At 56.1% G+C, this 15578-nt stretch carries 16 protein-coding genes; 6 read left to right on the forward strand and 10 right to left on the reverse strand.

All coding sequences use genetic code 11. The features are described from left to right. Nucleotides 1-108: 108 nt before the first annotated feature. The 4 genes from pfkA (at nucleotide 109) to AC2T6E_RS21160 (ending at nucleotide 4503) form a co-directional block, all read left to right on the forward strand. The gene (gene pfkA / locus AC2T6E_RS21145) at nucleotides 109-1071 is read left to right on the forward strand and encodes a 6-phosphofructokinase (RefSeq protein ID WP_010436919.1); all 963 of its coding nucleotides are present in this window, start codon (nucleotides 109-111) and stop codon (nucleotides 1069-1071) included. Nucleotides 1072-1280: 209 nt separating this feature from the next. Next, nucleotides 1281-2270, forward strand: coding sequence for a sulfate ABC transporter substrate-binding protein (locus AC2T6E_RS21150; RefSeq protein WP_042718182.1), 990 nt, complete (start codon nucleotides 1281-1283; stop codon nucleotides 2268-2270). A gap of 111 nt (nucleotides 2271-2381) precedes the next feature. Beyond that, the gene (locus AC2T6E_RS21155) at nucleotides 2382-3125 is read left to right on the forward strand and encodes a CDP-diacylglycerol diphosphatase (protein ID WP_486693155.1); all 744 of its coding nucleotides are present in this window, start codon (nucleotides 2382-2384) and stop codon (nucleotides 3123-3125) included. A 73-nt stretch (nucleotides 3126-3198) separates the two neighbouring features. Further along, entirely contained in the window at nucleotides 3199-4503 is a 1305-nt protein-coding gene (locus tag AC2T6E_RS21160; protein WP_212474663.1) for an SLC13 family permease, read from the forward strand. Nucleotides 4504-4584: 81 nt separating this feature from the next. On the opposite strand, the gene tpiA is transcribed toward AC2T6E_RS21160, so the two are convergent. Continuing rightward, nucleotides 4585-5352, reverse strand: coding sequence for a triose-phosphate isomerase (gene tpiA / locus AC2T6E_RS21165; protein ID WP_010436926.1), 768 nt, complete (start codon nucleotides 5350-5352; stop codon nucleotides 4585-4587). Nucleotides 5353-5463: 111 nt separating this feature from the next. Continuing rightward, the gene (locus AC2T6E_RS21170) at nucleotides 5464-6021 is read right to left on the reverse strand and encodes a DUF1454 family protein (protein WP_375147991.1); all 558 of its coding nucleotides are present in this window, start codon (nucleotides 6019-6021) and stop codon (nucleotides 5464-5466) included. A 151-nt stretch (nucleotides 6022-6172) separates the two neighbouring features. Here AC2T6E_RS21170 and AC2T6E_RS21175 point away from each other — a divergent pair, with 151 nt between their 5' ends. Next, nucleotides 6173-6592 carry a DUF805 domain-containing protein gene (locus AC2T6E_RS21175; RefSeq protein ID WP_010436930.1) on the forward strand — a complete coding sequence of 140 codons (420 nt, stop codon included), beginning with the start codon at nucleotides 6173-6175 and terminating at the stop codon, nucleotides 6590-6592. On the opposite strand, the gene fpr is transcribed toward AC2T6E_RS21175, so the two are convergent. The 4 genes from fpr to AC2T6E_RS21195 all read right to left on the reverse strand — a co-directional run bounded on the left by fpr (nucleotide 6593) and on the right by AC2T6E_RS21195 (nucleotide 10921). Continuing rightward, the gene (gene fpr, locus AC2T6E_RS21180) at nucleotides 6593-7339 is read right to left on the reverse strand and encodes a ferredoxin--NADP(+) reductase (protein ID WP_108417943.1); all 747 of its coding nucleotides are present in this window, start codon (nucleotides 7337-7339) and stop codon (nucleotides 6593-6595) included. It lies immediately after the preceding gene. 96 nt (nucleotides 7340-7435) lie between these two features. Then, on the reverse strand, nucleotides 7436-8446 hold the full coding sequence (gene glpX, locus AC2T6E_RS21185) for a class II fructose-bisphosphatase (protein WP_108417942.1): 1011 nt from the start codon (nucleotides 8444-8446) through the stop codon (nucleotides 7436-7438). A gap of 99 nt (nucleotides 8447-8545) precedes the next feature. After that, nucleotides 8546-10054, reverse strand: coding sequence for a glycerol kinase GlpK (gene glpK, locus AC2T6E_RS21190; protein ID WP_089599288.1), 1509 nt, complete (start codon nucleotides 10052-10054; stop codon nucleotides 8546-8548). A 21-nt stretch (nucleotides 10055-10075) separates the two neighbouring features. Continuing rightward, on the reverse strand, nucleotides 10076-10921 hold the full coding sequence (locus tag AC2T6E_RS21195; protein ID WP_010436934.1) for an MIP/aquaporin family protein: 846 nt from the start codon (nucleotides 10919-10921) through the stop codon (nucleotides 10076-10078). Nucleotides 10922-11320: 399 nt separating this feature from the next. Here AC2T6E_RS21195 and zapB point away from each other — a divergent pair, with 399 nt between their 5' ends. Beyond that, nucleotides 11321-11560: a septal ring assembly protein ZapB gene (gene zapB, locus AC2T6E_RS21200; protein WP_010436935.1), complete on the forward strand. Its 240-nt coding sequence runs from the start codon at nucleotides 11321-11323 to the stop codon at nucleotides 11558-11560. Nucleotides 11561-12126: 566 nt separating this feature from the next. Here the strand turns inward: zapB and rraA are convergent. From rraA to hslV, 4 genes are all read right to left on the reverse strand, one after another. Beyond that, nucleotides 12127-12612, reverse strand: a complete 486-nt coding sequence (gene rraA / locus AC2T6E_RS21205) for a ribonuclease E activity regulator RraA (RefSeq protein WP_010436943.1) — start codon at nucleotides 12610-12612, stop codon at nucleotides 12127-12129. Nucleotides 12613-12704: 92 nt separating this feature from the next. Next, nucleotides 12705-13625, reverse strand: a complete 921-nt coding sequence (gene menA / locus AC2T6E_RS21210) for a 1,4-dihydroxy-2-naphthoate polyprenyltransferase (protein WP_486693161.1) — start codon at nucleotides 13623-13625, stop codon at nucleotides 12705-12707. Nucleotides 13626-13693: 68 nt separating this feature from the next. Further along, entirely contained in the window at nucleotides 13694-15028 is a 1335-nt protein-coding gene (gene hslU / locus AC2T6E_RS21215) for an ATP-dependent protease ATPase subunit HslU (RefSeq protein ID WP_010436948.1), read from the reverse strand. A gap of 9 nt (nucleotides 15029-15037) precedes the next feature. Next, nucleotides 15038-15568, reverse strand: coding sequence for an ATP-dependent protease subunit HslV (gene hslV / locus AC2T6E_RS21220; RefSeq protein ID WP_008501802.1), 531 nt, complete (start codon nucleotides 15566-15568; stop codon nucleotides 15038-15040). Nucleotides 15569-15578: the final 10 nt, after the last annotated feature.

A 15578-nucleotide genomic window follows, 5' to 3' on the forward strand; every position in this document is an offset into this window, starting at 1 on the left:
AATCAATTCAGCTGGAAGCGATTGATATACTATTTGCAGTATTCGTTGGTCGAACAGTTTCTTCCGGCAACAGATTTCAATTTTGCATTCCTAAGTTCAGAGGTAGTCATGATTAAGAAAATCGGTGTGTTGACAAGCGGCGGTGATGCGCCGGGCATGAACGCGGCAATTCGTGGTGTTGTCCGTGCAGCACTGACGGAAGGTCTGGAAGTGTTTGGCGTTTATGACGGTTACCTGGGTCTGTACGAAGACCGCATGGTTCAACTGGACCGCTACAGCGTGTCTGACATGATCAACCGTGGCGGTACCTTCCTCGGTTCTGCACGCTTCCCGGAATTCCGTGATGAACACGTTCGCGAAGTGGCTATCGAAAACATGAAGAAACGTGGCCTGGACGCGCTGGTTGTTATCGGTGGTGACGGCTCTTATATGGGTGCAAAACGTCTGACCGAAATGGGCTTCCCGTGCATCGGTCTGCCTGGCACCATCGATAACGACATCAAAGGCACTGACTACACCATCGGTTACTTCACTGCGCTGGGTACCGTTGTTGAAGCGATTGACCGCCTGCGTGACACCTCTTCTTCTCACCAGCGTATCTCCATCGTTGAAGTGATGGGCCGCTACTGCGGCGACCTGACGCTGGCGGCCGCTATCGCCGGTGGTTGTGAGTTCGTGGTGGTACCGGAAGTGGAATTCAGCCGTGAAGATCTGGTGAACGAAATCAAAGCCGGTATCGCGAAAGGTAAAAAACATGCCATCGTCGCCATCACCGAGCACATCTGCGACGTTGACGAGCTGGCGAAGTACATCGAAACCGAAACCAAACGCGAAACCCGTGCGACCGTTCTGGGTCACATCCAGCGTGGCGGTTCCCCTGGCCCGTACGACCGTATTCTGGCCTCCCGTATGGGTGCGTATGCTATCGAACTGCTGCTGCAGGGGCATGGCGGTCGTTGCGTCGGTATTCAGAACGAACAGCTGGTACACCATGACATCATCGACGCGATTGAAAACATGAAGCGTCCGTTCAAAGGTGACTGGCTGGACTGCGCGAAAAAACTGTACTGATCTGCTCTGTTGCCCGGTGGCGCTGCGCTTACCGGGCCTACAAAAGCACGACTCGTAAGCCGGGTAAGGCGTAGCCGCCACCCGGCTTTTTTATGCGTGCACGCTTTTTTATTCCACTACGTTATAGCCAATCTTTTTTTATTCTTTAATCATCGATTCGCTTTCTGGCACGCTGCATTCATCAAAACACTACACAAGAGAGCTGGGCGATGAATAAATGGGGCGTGGGTTTAACATTATTGCTGGCATCGACCAGCGTTCTGGCAAAGGACATCCAGTTACTGAACGTGTCGTACGACCCGACGCGTGAGCTGTACGATCAATACAACAAAGCCTTCGCGGCGCACTACAAGCAGGAAACCGGCGATAACGTGGTGATTCGCCAGTCTCACGGCGGCTCGGGCAAACAGGCAACGTCTGTCATTAACGGCATTGAAGCTGACGTGGTGACCCTGGCGCTGGCCTACGACGTGGACGCAATCGCGGAACGTGGTCGTATTGATAAAAACTGGATCAAACGTCTGCCGGATAACTCCGCGCCATACACCTCGACCATCGTTTTCCTGGTGCGTAAAGGCAACCCGAAACAAATTAAGGACTGGAACGACCTGATCAAACCGGGCGTTTCCGTGATTACCCCGAACCCGAAAAGCTCCGGCGGCGCGCGCTGGAACTACCTGGCGGCCTGGGGCTACGCCCTGCACCACAACAACGGTGACCAGGCTAAAGCGCAGGAATTCGTGAAAGCGCTGTTTAAAAACGTCGAAGTGCTGGATTCCGGCGCGCGCGGCGCAACCAACACCTTCGTTGAGCGCGGCATCGGCGACGTGCTGATTGCGTGGGAAAACGAAGCCCTGCTGGCGACCAACGAGCTGGGTAAAGACAAGTTCGAGATCGTCACCCCAAGCGAATCTATCCTCGCCGAGCCGACCGTCTCCGTGGTCGACAAAGTCGTTGAGAAGAAAGACACCAAAGCGGTGGCGGAAGCCTACCTGAAGTATCTCTACTCACCGGAAGGTCAGGAAATCGCGGCGAAGAACTTCTATCGCCCGCGTGACCCGGCTGTGGCGAAGAAATACGACAGCGAATTCCCGAAACTGAAGCTCTTCACCATTGACGATGTTTTCGGCGGCTGGACCAAAGCGCAGAAAGAGCATTTCTCTAACGGCGGAACCTTCGACCAGATCAGCAAACGCTAAGCGCTACACAACGAACGACACGGTGACCCGGTGCGAGAAATCCGCCGGGTTTTTTATTTGGTCATCATTTTGCGTTACTCTTTCGTCTCTATCGAAAACAGGGAACGCGTTGTGAAAAAAATTATCGTATTGATCCTGATTGTCATCGCCCTGGCCGCTGGCGGCGCGTACTGGATGAAGGCGGGTAATCCGAACGCGTTGCGGCATATCGTTCTCGACCAGTGCGTGCCGAATCAGATTCAACACCGCAACCCCGCGCCGTGCGCGCAGGTGAAAACGGATGCAGGCTATGCGGTGTTTAAAGACCGCAACGGCCCGCTGCAGTATCTGCTGATGCCCACGTACCGCATCAACGGCACCGAAAGTCCCCTTTTGACCGAGCCTCACACGCCGAACTTTTTCTGGCTGGCGTGGCAGTCCCGCAGCTTTATGACGCTGAAGCGCGGCTCAGAGGTGCCTGACAGCGCCATTTCGCTGACGATCAACTCCCCAACTGGCCGCACGCAAAACCATTTTCATATTCATATCTCCTGCCTGCGCCCGGACGTGCGCGAGAAGCTCAATGGCGCTCAGGGGCAAATTAGCACCCAGTGGTTACCGTTCCCGGGCGGGCTGGAAGGGCATGAATATCTTGCCCGTCGGGTGACGGAGAATGAGCTGGTCCAGCGCAGCCCGTTTATGATGCTGGCAGAAGAGCTGCCGGAAGCGCGCGACCATATGGGGCGCTTTGCGCTGGCGATGGCGCAGCAGTCGGACGGTTCGTTTGTTTTGCTGGCGACCGAGCGTAATCTGCTGATGCTTAACCGCGCGTCGGCGGAGGAACTTCAGGATCATCAATGCGATATCCTGAAGTGACCCCACTATAAATGGCGTTTACTCGTCCTGCCTGTCGCCGTAGACTTGCTGAAAAATTCTACAGGAGACAGGTATGTCGCTCTGGTTAACGCATCCTCTGCTGCTGCCCTCACTGATTGTTGGCGTCACCATCGTGCTGTGGGCGACGTCGCTGCTGCCGGAGTTTCTCACCGCGCTGCTGTTTTTCACGGCGGCGATGATCGCCAAAATTGCCCCGCCGGAGGTGATTTTTGGCGGTTTTGCTTCGTCGGCTTTCTGGCTGGTATTTAGCGGTTTTGTCCTCGGCGTGGCGATCCGTAAAACCGGCCTGGCGGACAGGGCCGCCCGGGCGCTCTCCGCAAAGCTTACCGACTCCTGGCCGCTGATGGTGGCAAGCGTGGTGCTGCTGAGCTATGCGCTGGCGTTTGTGATGCCGTCGAACATGGGACGTATTGCGCTGCTGATGCCGATTGTCGCGGCGATGGCAAAACGCGCCGGTATCGCCGACGGCTCCCGCGCCTGGTTCGGTCTGGCGCTGGCCGTCGGGTTCGGCACATTCCAGCTTTCAGCCACTATCCTGCCTGCTAACGTCCCCAATCTGGTGATGAGCGGTGCGGCGGAGGGCTCGTACGGTATTCACCTGAACTATGTCCCGTATCTGCTGCTGCACACGCCGGTGCTCGGTATCCTCAAAGGCCTGATCCTGATTGGCCTGATCTGCTGGCTATTTCCCGGCAGCCCAAAACCGCCGAAGGATCTGACGCCCTCAGAGCCTATGGGGCGGGACGAAAAGCGTCTCGCCTGGCTGCTGGCGGTGGTGCTGGGGATGTGGGTGACGGAGAGCTGGCACGGCGTGGGGCCTGCGTGGACAGGACTGGCGGCAGCGGTCATCGTTATGCTGCCGCGCATCGGTTTTATCACCGGAGAGGAGTTCTCTGCGGGGGTGAATATGCGAACCTGTATTTACGTCGCGGGTATTCTCGGTCTGGCAATCGTGGTGACGCAAACCGGCATTGGAACGGCTGTGGGCGAGGCATTGCTTCGCATCATGCCGCTGGATGCAGACAGGCCGTTCACCAGTTTCCTCGCGTTGACCGGGATCACCACGGCGCTCAACTTCATTATGACCGCCAACGGCGTTCCTGCACTCTATACCACGCTGGCGCAAAGCTTCTCGGACGCGACCGGTTTCCCGCTGCTGTCGGTGATCATGATTCAGGTGCTGGGCTACTCCACGCCGCTGCTGCCGTATCAGGCGTCGCCGATTGTGGTGGCGATGGGCTTAGGAAAGGTGCCTGCAAGGGCGGGGATGGTGCTCTGTCTGGCGCTGGCCATTGCAACGTATCTTGTGCTACTGCCGCTGGATTATCTGTGGTTTAACCTACTGGGACAGCTGTAAAAAAGCCCGGTGGCGCTGACGCTTACCGGGCCTACAGAACTGTAGGGCGGGTTAGCGAAGCGCCACCCGCCACAAAGGCAATTACGCCTGTTTAGCCGCTTCTGCTGCTTTAACGATCACCGCGAAAGCGTCGGCTTTCAGGGATGCACCGCCAACCAGCGCGCCATCGATGTCTGGCTGGGTGAACAGCTCAGCAGCGTTGGCTGCGTTTACGGAACCACCGTACTGGATGATCACTTGCTCAGCCACTTTCGCGTCGGCTTTAGCAATGTGGTCACGGATGAATTTGTGAACCGCCTGAGCCTGTGCAGGGGTTGCAGATTTGCCGGTACCGATCGCCCAGACTGGCTCATAAGCGATGACCGCACCTTCGAACGCTGCTGCGCCCTGGGTTTTCAGCACGGCGTCGATCTGGCGTGCGCACACTTCTTCAGTTTTGCCCGCTTCGTTTTCCGCTTCGGTTTCACCGATGCACAGAACCGGGATCAGGCCCTGCTCTTTCAGCACGGCGAATTTCTTCGCGATGAACTCATCGGATTCTTTGTGGTAGGTGCGACGCTCAGAGTGGCCGATGATGATGTATTTCGCGCCGATATCTTTCAGCATTTCAGCAGAGGTTTCACCGGTGAATGCGCCAGACAGGTTAACGTCAACGTTCTGCGCACCCAGCACGATGTGGCTGCCGTCAGCGGCGTGTTTAGCCAGGTCCAGATACATATCCGGCGGAGCGATAGCAACCGCGCAGCCCGTTACGCCAGCCAGCTCTTTACGCAGGTTCGCAACCAGCTCGTTTACCATGTGGCGGCTGCCGTTCAGTTTCCAGTTACCCATCACTAAAGGATGTCGCATTTCAATTCTCCACGCTAAATAAGCGAATTAAGGAATATGGCCGCCCTTATGGGCAGCATGGTCTGTGAATCAGTATAGAGATTTTCCCCTGAAAGGCTTTGCTTTTTGTCATTAATTCGCCCCTCCGAGTGAGTCTGATAGCGCCAGCTTAATCGGTTCAACAGCGAAGGTCAGGCCTTTTTCACCGTTATCCGCCACCACATAGCGAATGGCGCCTTCCGTCTCGGCGTAGTAACGCTTGTTTTTACCAGCCGTCAGCAATTTTTGCAGCTTTTGCTGGCTTTGCGTTTTCGTTAGCGCCGGGGTGAAGGCATGCAAAATGGCGCTCATATACTCCAGCGCTTTCGCCCTGGCCGCTTTCTGTTCCGGCCCCTGGATTGGCAGCCAGGTGATCTGCATGCTTTTAATTTTTAGCGTGCCGCGTTCCAGCGCTGTCGATGCGTATAAATTCTCGTTAATTTTGCTCGCTGCACGGGTCAGGGTTGGAGTATCTCGGGCGCTATCAATGGCGCGAAACTCGTCCAGCGGCAGCTTTGGGTTGGCCTGGTTAAAGGCTTCACGAAACTGGCTGATGGATTGGTCGAAGGAGGGCGCGCCCGCCAGGAGATACGGCGCTGTAGTGGGAGCGGTGGTTTCAGCGGCATGCAGAGAGCTGCCTGCGCTCAGCATCGCTAAACACAGGAATAGAGAGTGTGCCGTTAATTTCATCAATATTGCCCCTGGCCGTAAGTGCTCATGATTAAAACGATATCTGGTCGGCTTGTCAAAAGGTCACAACTCCAGGGTAAAATGCGCGCTATACGATAATAAGGAACCTTACATGACCATACAGCAGTGGCTGTTTTCATTCAAAGGGCGTATTGGACGCCGTGATTTCTGGGTTTGGATGGTGACGTGGGTTGTCGCCATGCTGCTTCTGTTTTTTGTTGCCTATAACGCATGGCTGAGCACGCAAACGGCGGCGTTTGCGCTGGTCTGCCTGCTGTGGCCAACGGCCGCCGTGGTGGTGAAACGTCTGCACGATCGCGGCCGTTCCGGCGCATGGGCATTTCTGATTATTCTGGCGTGGATGCTGGTGGCAGGAAACTGGTCAGTGCTGCCGTCTATCCTGCCGTGGGTCGTGGGCAGGATGGTGCCGAGCATTATCTTCGTGATGATGGTTGTCGATCTGGGCGCGTTTATCGGCACCCAGAGCGAAAACAAATACGGTAAAGACACCCTTGAGGTGAAGTACCGCTGATCACCAGTAGTGTTCAGCCGTCATATGGCCCGGTCGGCGACGAAGGTGTTTCGTCATCTGCCGGGTATCCTTCAGAAGCTGCTGCGTGTCACGAACCATCTGCGGGTTACCGCACAGCATCACATGGCTGGTTTCGATATTCATTGGCAAGCCAACCGCCTCCTCCAGCGCACCGCTCTCAATCAACGCCGGAACACGTCCGGTCAGTGAGCCTGACGCCGTTTCACGGCTGACCACGGTTTGAATTTTCAGCTTCCCGCCGTACTGCTGTTCCAGCGTCTGCATTTGCGGCAGGTAACTCAGGTCTGCGGCGTAGCGCGCGGCGTGAACCAGCACGATGTTTTTGAAACGTTCCAGATCTTTGCCGTACTGCAAAATAGAGAGATAAGGGCCGATGGCGGTGCCGGTTGCCAGCATCCACAAGGTGTCACAGTCTGGAATTTCGTCGAGCACGAAGAAACCGGCCGCGTCTGCCACAATCTGCACATCATCGCCAGGCTTCAGCGCCGCGAGGCGTGGGCTGAGTTTGCCGTCCGGGACGGTGACCAGATAGAACTCGAGATCCGGGTTATCAGGCGCGTTAACGTAAGAGTAGGCGCGCTGCACGCGTTCGCCGTCGACATCCAGCCCCAGCTTCGCAAATTGCCCGGCTGTGAACGGGTGGACGGGTGCATGCAGGGTGAGACTAAATAGCGCATCGGTCCAGAACTGTACCTTTGTGACTTTACCTGTTACCCAGTCCGCCATGATCTTCTCCTGTGCTGTTTCTCTGTCCTATCTTCCGTACTTAGCGGGGAGATTTCCAGCCCATTTGGGCCGGAAAGCTCAATCGATCAAACGGTTTTACAGAATGTGCGTCTGCACGTCCGGGTCTTTGCGGTCGAGATAGTGGATAGACTGAATGCGGCGAATGGTGCGCGATTTACCCCGGATCAGCAGCGTTTCGGTGGTCGCCATGTTGCCCTTGCGGGTGATGCCGTCCAGCAGATCGCCTTTGGTGATGCCGGTCGCAGAGAAGACAACGTTGTCGCTGCGCGCCATCTCGTCCAGAGCCAGCACTTTATTGGCCTCGATGCCCATCGCTTCGCAGCGTGCCAGCTCGTTTTCCCCGATACGGCGGTTCTCGTCGCTGTCGCCTTTCACCTCATGACGTGGCAGCAGACGCGCCTGCATATCGCCGTCCAGCGCGCGGATTACCGCCGCAGAGACCACGCCTTCCGGCGCGCCGCCGATACCGTACAGCACGTCTACTTCACTGTCCGGCATGCAGGTCAGGATCGAGGCGGCAACATCACCGTCAGGGATAGCAAACACGCGCACGCCGAGCTTTTGCATCTGCGCGATGGTGGCGTCGTGGCGTGGTTTCGCCAGAATCGTCACGGTCAGCTCGCTGAGCGGTTTGCCCAGGGCTTTGGCGATATTGCGCAGGTTCTCTTCCAGCGGCAGGCTGAGGTCGATTGCGCCCTTCGCGCCAGGACCGACAATCAGCTTTTCCATGTACATATCCGGCGCGTTGAGGAAGCAGCCCTTATCGCCCACGGCCAGCACTGCCAGCGCGTTGGCCTGGCCCATCGCCGTCATACGGGTGCCTTCGATTGGGTCGACGGCGATATCCACGGCATCGCCTTTGCCGGTACCGACTTTTTCACCGATATAGAGCATCGGCGCTTCGTCGATCTCGCCTTCGCCGATCACGATGGTGCCGTCGATGTTGACCTGGTTAAGTACAATACGCATGGCGTGGACGGCGGCGCCGTCGGCGGTGTTTTTGTCGCCACGACCCAGCCATTTATAGCCTGCAAGGGCGGCCGCTTCGGTGACGCGGGAAAACTCGATAGCAAGTTCACGTTTCATGAGGTACTCGTGCAATCAAAAGGAATTGCACGAAGTTTATCACAGAGTGGGGTTACGAGTTCCCTCTCCCCTAAGGGGAGAGGGTTAGGGTGAGGGGGATTACTCTTCGTGCTCTTCCCACGCCAGAGCGCGTTTCACCGCTTTTTTCCAGCCGCTGTAGCGGAAGTTACGCTCGGTGGTTTCGATGCCCGGGCGGAATTCGCGTTCGATAACCGCTTTTTCCTGCAGCTCGTCCAGGTTCTGCCAGAAGCCTACCGCCAGACCGGCAAGGTACGCCGCACCCAGCGCCGTCACTTCGCGCACTTCAGGGCGCTCAACGCGGGTGCCCAGAATATCGGACTGGAACTGCATCAGGAAGTTATTCGCTACCGCACCGCCGTCCACGCGCAGGGCGTGCAGACGAATGCCGGAGTCAGCCTGCATCGCTTCCAGCACGTCGCGCGTCTGGTAGGCGATGGATTCCAGGGTGGCGCGAATAATGTGGTTAGAGTTCACACCGCGCGTCAGACCGAAAATCGCGCCGCGTGCATACGGATCCCAGTACGGTGCGCCCAGACCGGTGAACGCAGGCACCACGTACACGCCGTTGGTGTCTTTCACTTTGGTCGCGAAGTACTCGGAGTCGAACGCATCGCTGATCAGCTTCATTTCGTCACGCAGCCACTGAATGGATGCACCGGCCATGAACACCGCGCCTTCCAGCGCATAGTTCACTTCGCCGCGCGGGCCGCAGGCGATGGTGGTCAGCAGGCCGTTTTCTGATTTCACCGCTTTCTCGCCGGTGTTCATCAGCATAAAGCAGCCGGTGCCGTAGGTGTTCTTCGCCATCCCTTCCTTGACGCACAGCTGGCCGAACAGGGCCGCCTGCTGGTCACCGGCGATACCGGCGATAGGAATACGCGTGCCGCCTTTACCGCCGATGTTGGTCTGGCCGTACACTTCTGAAGACTTACGCACTTCAGGCAGCATCGCGCGCGGGATGTCCAGCGCGTCCAGCATCTTGTCATCCCACTCCAGGGTGTTGATGTTGAACAGCATGGTACGCGAGGCGTTGGTATAGTCGGTGACGTGAACGCGTCCCTGGGTCATTTTCCAGATAAGCCAGGTATCGACGGTACCGAACAGCAGCTCGCCGCGTTTAGCACGCTCGCGTGAGCCTTCCACGTGGTCGAGGATCCATTTCACTTTGGTGCCGGAGAAATACGGGTCAACCACCAGGCCGGTAGCGCTACGAACGTACTCTTCCATACCGTCGCGCTTTAGCTTCTCACAGATTTCTGAGGTACGGCGGCACTGCCAGACAATGGCGTTGTAAATTGGCTTACCGGTTTCGCGCTCCCAGACCACGGTGGTTTCACGCTGGTTGGTGATACCGATGGCGGCAATTTCGTCGGAGCTGATGTCGGCTTTTGCCAGCACTTCGACCAGCGTGGAGCTTTGTGACGCCCAAATCTCCATCGGGTCGTGTTCTACCCAGCCTGGACGAGGATAAATTTGCTCGAATTCGCGCTGTGACACGCTGACGATGTTCGCGTCATGATCCATTACGACAGCGCGGGAGCTGGTAGTGCCCTGGTCGAGCGCAACAATATATTTTTTTTCGGTCATGTTAGGTGTCCCGTAGTCAGATTACAGCGAAGCTTTTTGTTGTGCGGTAGACGTTGTTTCTTTCTCTTCTTCCACACAGGTGTCGCACGGTAAGTGGCGACCAATTAATTTGCGATAGCCGAATGCACCCAGCGCCGCCCCTACGATTGGCCCGAACAGCGGAACCAGGAAGTAAGGAATGTCTTTGCCACCGGTGAAGGCGACGTCGCCCCATCCAGCGAAGAAGGCGAAGGTTTTTGGCCCCAGATCACGCGCCGGGTTCATCGCGAAGCCGGTCAGTGGACCCATTGATGCGCCGATAACCGCAATCAGCAGGCCAATCAGCAGCGGGGCCAGCGGGCCGCGCGGAATGCCGTTGCCGTCATCGCCCAGCGCCATAATGACGCCCATCAGAATAGCGGTAATCACCATTTCAACTGCGAACGCCTGCACAAAATTGATATGCGGGTTCGGATAGGTTGAGAAGATGCCAGCCAGATCCAGACTTTCGACACTGCCGCGCACCATATGATGCGTCTGTTCGAAGTCGATGAAAAGATTGTAATAAAGCCCGTAAACTAACGCCGCTGCGCAAAAGGCGCCGGCAAACTGAGAAATGATGAAAGGAACAACTTTGCGTCCATCGAAGCACGCGAACAGCCACAGCGCGATGGTCACCGCCGGGTTAAGATGTGCACCGGAAACCCCTGCAGTCAGGTAGATGGCCATCGCCACGCCCAGACCCCAGATGATACTGATTTCCCACTGACCAAAACTGGCACCCGCCACTTTCAGTGCAGCGACACAGCCCACTCCGAAGAATATCAACAACCCGGTACCAAGGAACTCGGCAATGCACTGGCCTTTTAAGGTTGATGTCTGACTCATAATCGGAATCCTGAAGAGATGAATGTTTATTGTTAGCATGGCCGCCCGTGACAGCCACGATGTCCTGTAGACATAGTGTTAATTTATCGTTAACGAGCAAAAACGAGAAATATCGAAATCAAAATGTGTGGTCTGCGTCAATAAAATGAGCGTTTTCGCGCCATAAAGCACATTTTTGCATCAGCCTCAGAATGTGAGCTGAATCATTTCATTAACGAATGAGTTAACAATTTAGGGGTATATGACGCGAACGCACCAGGACCAGACCTAAAAGTGTTGCAAACCGCGATCTGCGCGGTGTGTCGCTGGACACAGAGCGCCGCGCTCCATACAATCGACGGTATATGTCGTGCGCGTTTACGTTAAAGCGTCGCCTTGCAATTCAGGAGAGGTAGCATCATGTCTTTAGAAGTGTTTGAGAAACTGGAATCGAAAGTACAGCAGGCGATTGACACCATCACCCTGCTGCAGATGGAAATTGAAGAGCTGAAAGAGAAGAACAACAGCCTGGCGCAGGAAGTTCAGAACGCTCAGCACGGCCGCGAGGAACTGGAGCGCGAAAACAACCAGCTGCGCGAACAGCAGAACGGCTGGCAGGATCGCCTGCAGGCGCTGCTGGGACGTATGGAAGAAGTCTGATCCCCTTAGGGATTACTGACCAGGCCGGGTAAGGCGAAGCCGCCACCCGGCTTTTTTTATGCCAGTAATAAAAAAGGCCGCCAAAGGCGGCCTTAACGCTACTTGTCCTGCGCTGTCATAGCATAAGCAACAAACCCACTCGGTTCATCACTCTTTACCACGAGTACGCTGGCGACAATGAACGCGATACATAAATAGCGTTTCATTATGCGGTCCCTGCGGCTAACCGCTCCACCGTTCACCACCGGTGATAAGTCGGTGGACACAAGCCCGGTTAAAGGTTGCTTTACGGTTGTGAGTACACCTTTCCCGGGACCGATGCCCATGTGCGAGATGGCGGAAAGGGACGATGCATCATAATGAGCAACAGTAGCGTAGTTAAGGCCTTAAGAGGAAATTAGGAATTTATAAAGGGTCGACGGGGGTTACCAGAGGGATGAACCAGGATAAGATAAAAATCCTGGTTAAAGGTTGCTAGACTTCCCAACGGACCGCGAATCCCGAGGGACAAAAAAACCGCCACATTGCTGTTGGCGGTTTTTTTATGGTTCACGCTGACTGTTGTACTACTCGATATCCAGTGGATCTTCGGACAGGATAATACCGGTGTTATCAGCGTAAAGATGGTCCCCGGAGAAGAAGGTCACGCCGCCGAAATTGACTCGCACGTCGCTTTCGCCGATGCCGTCGCCCGCTGCGCCTACCGGTATGGCCGCGATGGCCTGAATCCCGATATCCAGGTCTTCGAGATCGTCCACCTGACGCACGGAACCGTACACCACAATGCCTTCCCACTCGTTCTGGACGGCAATTCCTGCCAGTTCAGCATCAATCAATGCACGGCGCACGGAACCGCCGCCGTCAACCACCAGAACGCGGCCACGACCATTCTGTTCGAGCAGATCGTACAGCAACCCGTTGTCCTCGAAACATTTCACCGTGATGATTTGCCCGCCAAACGACGACCGCCCACCAAAGTTGGAGAACAGCGGTTCAACGACGTTGACATCTTCCTGGTAGATGTCACAAAGCTCGGAGGTATCGTATTTCATAGGTTTAACGCTCAGTTGCTGCGAATGTGTTCAGTATATCGTGCGAAATGCGTTGTTGGCAAAATCATCAATTGTTAATTGATATTTGTCAGCTAACTGAGCGTCTGGCTTAACACAATCCCGATGACGAACAACAGGTTAGTCAACAGCGCGCCTTTTACCGTACGTTCCAGCATTGGCGGCATGGCTGCCGGGCTGAGCTCACGCATCACAAAGCGAGCCTGCTTAATCAGCAGCGGCGCGGCAAGCACAAACAGCCAGCCCCACAAGCTCTGCAAGGAAATCAGGTTAAACAGCGCCAGGCAAACCAGCGCGCCAATGAGCAGACAGGCATGATAGCGGCGCGCATTCACCGGCCCCAGAAGCACGGCCAGGGTGTTTTTGCCGTTCTCGCGATCGCTGTCGATATCGCGCAGGTTGTTGATGTTGAGCACCGCCGTCGCCAGCAGGCCGCAGGCTGTAGCGGGCAGGAACAGGGCAGGGATGACCGTATGCGCCTGCAGATACCAGCTCCCCATCACGCTCAGCCAGCCGAAGAACACCAGCACGGAGATATCACCCAGCCCAATATAACCGTAAGGGCGCGTGCCAACGGTGTAGGTAATGGCTGCGATAATCGCGAGCAGACCCAGCACCAGGAAGCCGATGAAATCGCTGGTGGTCTTAGACGCGACCGTCACCAGCGCCAGGCCGGACAAGCAAATCAGCACCACGGTGATAATCAGCGCGCGTTTCATCTGTGCCTGGGTAATGACCCCTTTCTGCATCCCGCGCAGCGGCCCGATGCGATCGGGCTTGTCGCTGCCTTTCACCGCATCGCCATAGTCATTGGCGAGATTGGAGAGAATTTGCAGCAGGCCGGCGGTAATCAATGCCAGCGCGGCGACCAGCGGATCAAAATAACCTTGCCACCAGGCAAGCGCAGTACCGACGATAATCGCGGCAAAGGCCAGAGGAAGCGTTTTAGGGCGCAAACTTTCGAGCCACGCCTGAGTACGGCTGATGTCAGTCATAAGTATTTAGCCAATAAAAATGGGGGCATTAGCCCCCATTAAACGTGATGAGAATGCAGTAACCGCGATTATAGGATAAAACGGCTCAGATCTTCATCTGCCACTAACGCATCCAGATGTTTACTCACATATTCTGCGTCAATGGTGATGGTTTGACCGTTAAGGTCGCTCGCATCATAAGAGATATCTTCCACCAGGCGTTCCAGTACGGTGTGCAGACGACGCGCACCGATATTCTCGGTGGTTTCGTTCACCTGCCATGCGGCCTGGGCGATACGTTTGATACCGTCTTCGGTGAACTCGAGGTTCACACCTTCGGTTGCCATCAGCGCTTTGTACTGCACGGTGGCAGAGGCGTTTGGCTCGGTCAGGATACGTTCGAAATCTTCGGTGGTCAGCGCCTGCAGCTCAACGCGGATAGGCAGACGGCCCTGCAGTTCCGGGATCAGATCCGACGGGCTGGCAACCTGGAACGCACCGGAAGCGATAAACAGGATGTGGTCCGTTTTCACCATGCCGTGCTTGGTGGAGACGGTGCAGCCTTCAACCAGCGGCAGCAGGTCGCGCTGAACGCCTTCGCGGGACACATCCGGGCCGGAGCTGTTGCCGCCGCGCTTACAAATTTTGTCGATTTCGTCGATAAACACGATGCCGTGCTGCTCAACCGCGTCGATAGCGTCCTGCTTCAGCTCTTCCGGGTTCACCAGCTTCGCCGCTTCTTCTTCAATCAGCAGCTTCATCGCGTCTTTGATTTTCAGCTTACGTGCTTTCTGCTTCTGGCCGCCCAGGTTCTGGAACATGGACTGCAGCTGGCTGGTCATCTCTTCCATGCCCGGAGGCGCCATGATTTCCACACCCATCGGCGCGGCAGCGAGGTCAATCTCAATTTCTTTGTCGTCCAACTGGCCTTCACGCAGTTTCTTGCGGAATGCCTGGCGCGCTGCGGACGGTTCCGCCTGCTGCTCTGCCTGGCCCCAGTTGTTTTTAGCCGGTGGGATCAGCACGTCGAGAATGCGCTCTTCGGCCATCTCTTCTGCGCGGTAGCGGTTTTTCTCGATAGCCTGGACGCGCACCATCTTGATCGCCGAGTCGGTCAGATCGCGGATGATGGAGTCGACTTCTTTACCCACATAGCCCACTTCGGTGAACTTAGTGGCTTCCACTTTGATGAACGGCGCGTTAGCGAGTTTCGCCAGGCGACGAGCGATTTCGGTTTTACCAACACCGGTCGGCCCGATCATCAGAATGTTTTTCGGGGTCACTTCGTGGCGCAGCTCTTCATCAAGCTGCATACGACGCCAGCGGTTACGCAGGGCGATAGCCACGGAACGCTTGGCGTTATCCTGGCCGATAATGTGTTTGTTCAGTTCGCTGACAATTTCGCGTGGGGTCATTTCAGACATGGGAGATCCTTACGCTTTGGAGGTCAATTCTTCGATGGTGTGGTTGTGGTTGGTATAAATGCAGATATCGCCTGCAATATCCAACGCTTTCACCGCGATATCGCGCGCGTTCATGTCGGTGTTTTCCAACAGGGCGCGGGCTGCAGCCTGGGCGTACGGGCCGCCGGAGCCGATGGCAATCAGGTCATTTTCCGGCTGAATCACGTCACCATTACCGGTGATGATCAGTGAGGCGGTTTCATCGGCCACGGCCAGCAGCGCTTCGAGTTTGCGCAGCATGCGGTCGGTACGCCAGTCTTTCGCCAGTTCAACGGCGGCTTTCACCAGATGACCCTGGTGCATTTCCAGTTTGCGTTCAAACAGTTCAAACAGCGTGAAGGCATCCGCCGTGCCGCCTGCAAAACCGGCGATCACTTTGTCGTTGTAGAGACGACGCACTTTCTTCACGTTGCCTTTCATGACGGTATTACCCAGCGTGGCCTGGCCATCACCGGCGATTACCACATGGCCGTTACGGCGTACACTTACTATTGTTGTCACGAGCAGACCC

The sequence above is a fragment of the Enterobacter sp. B79-1 genome (assembly GCF_057444735.1).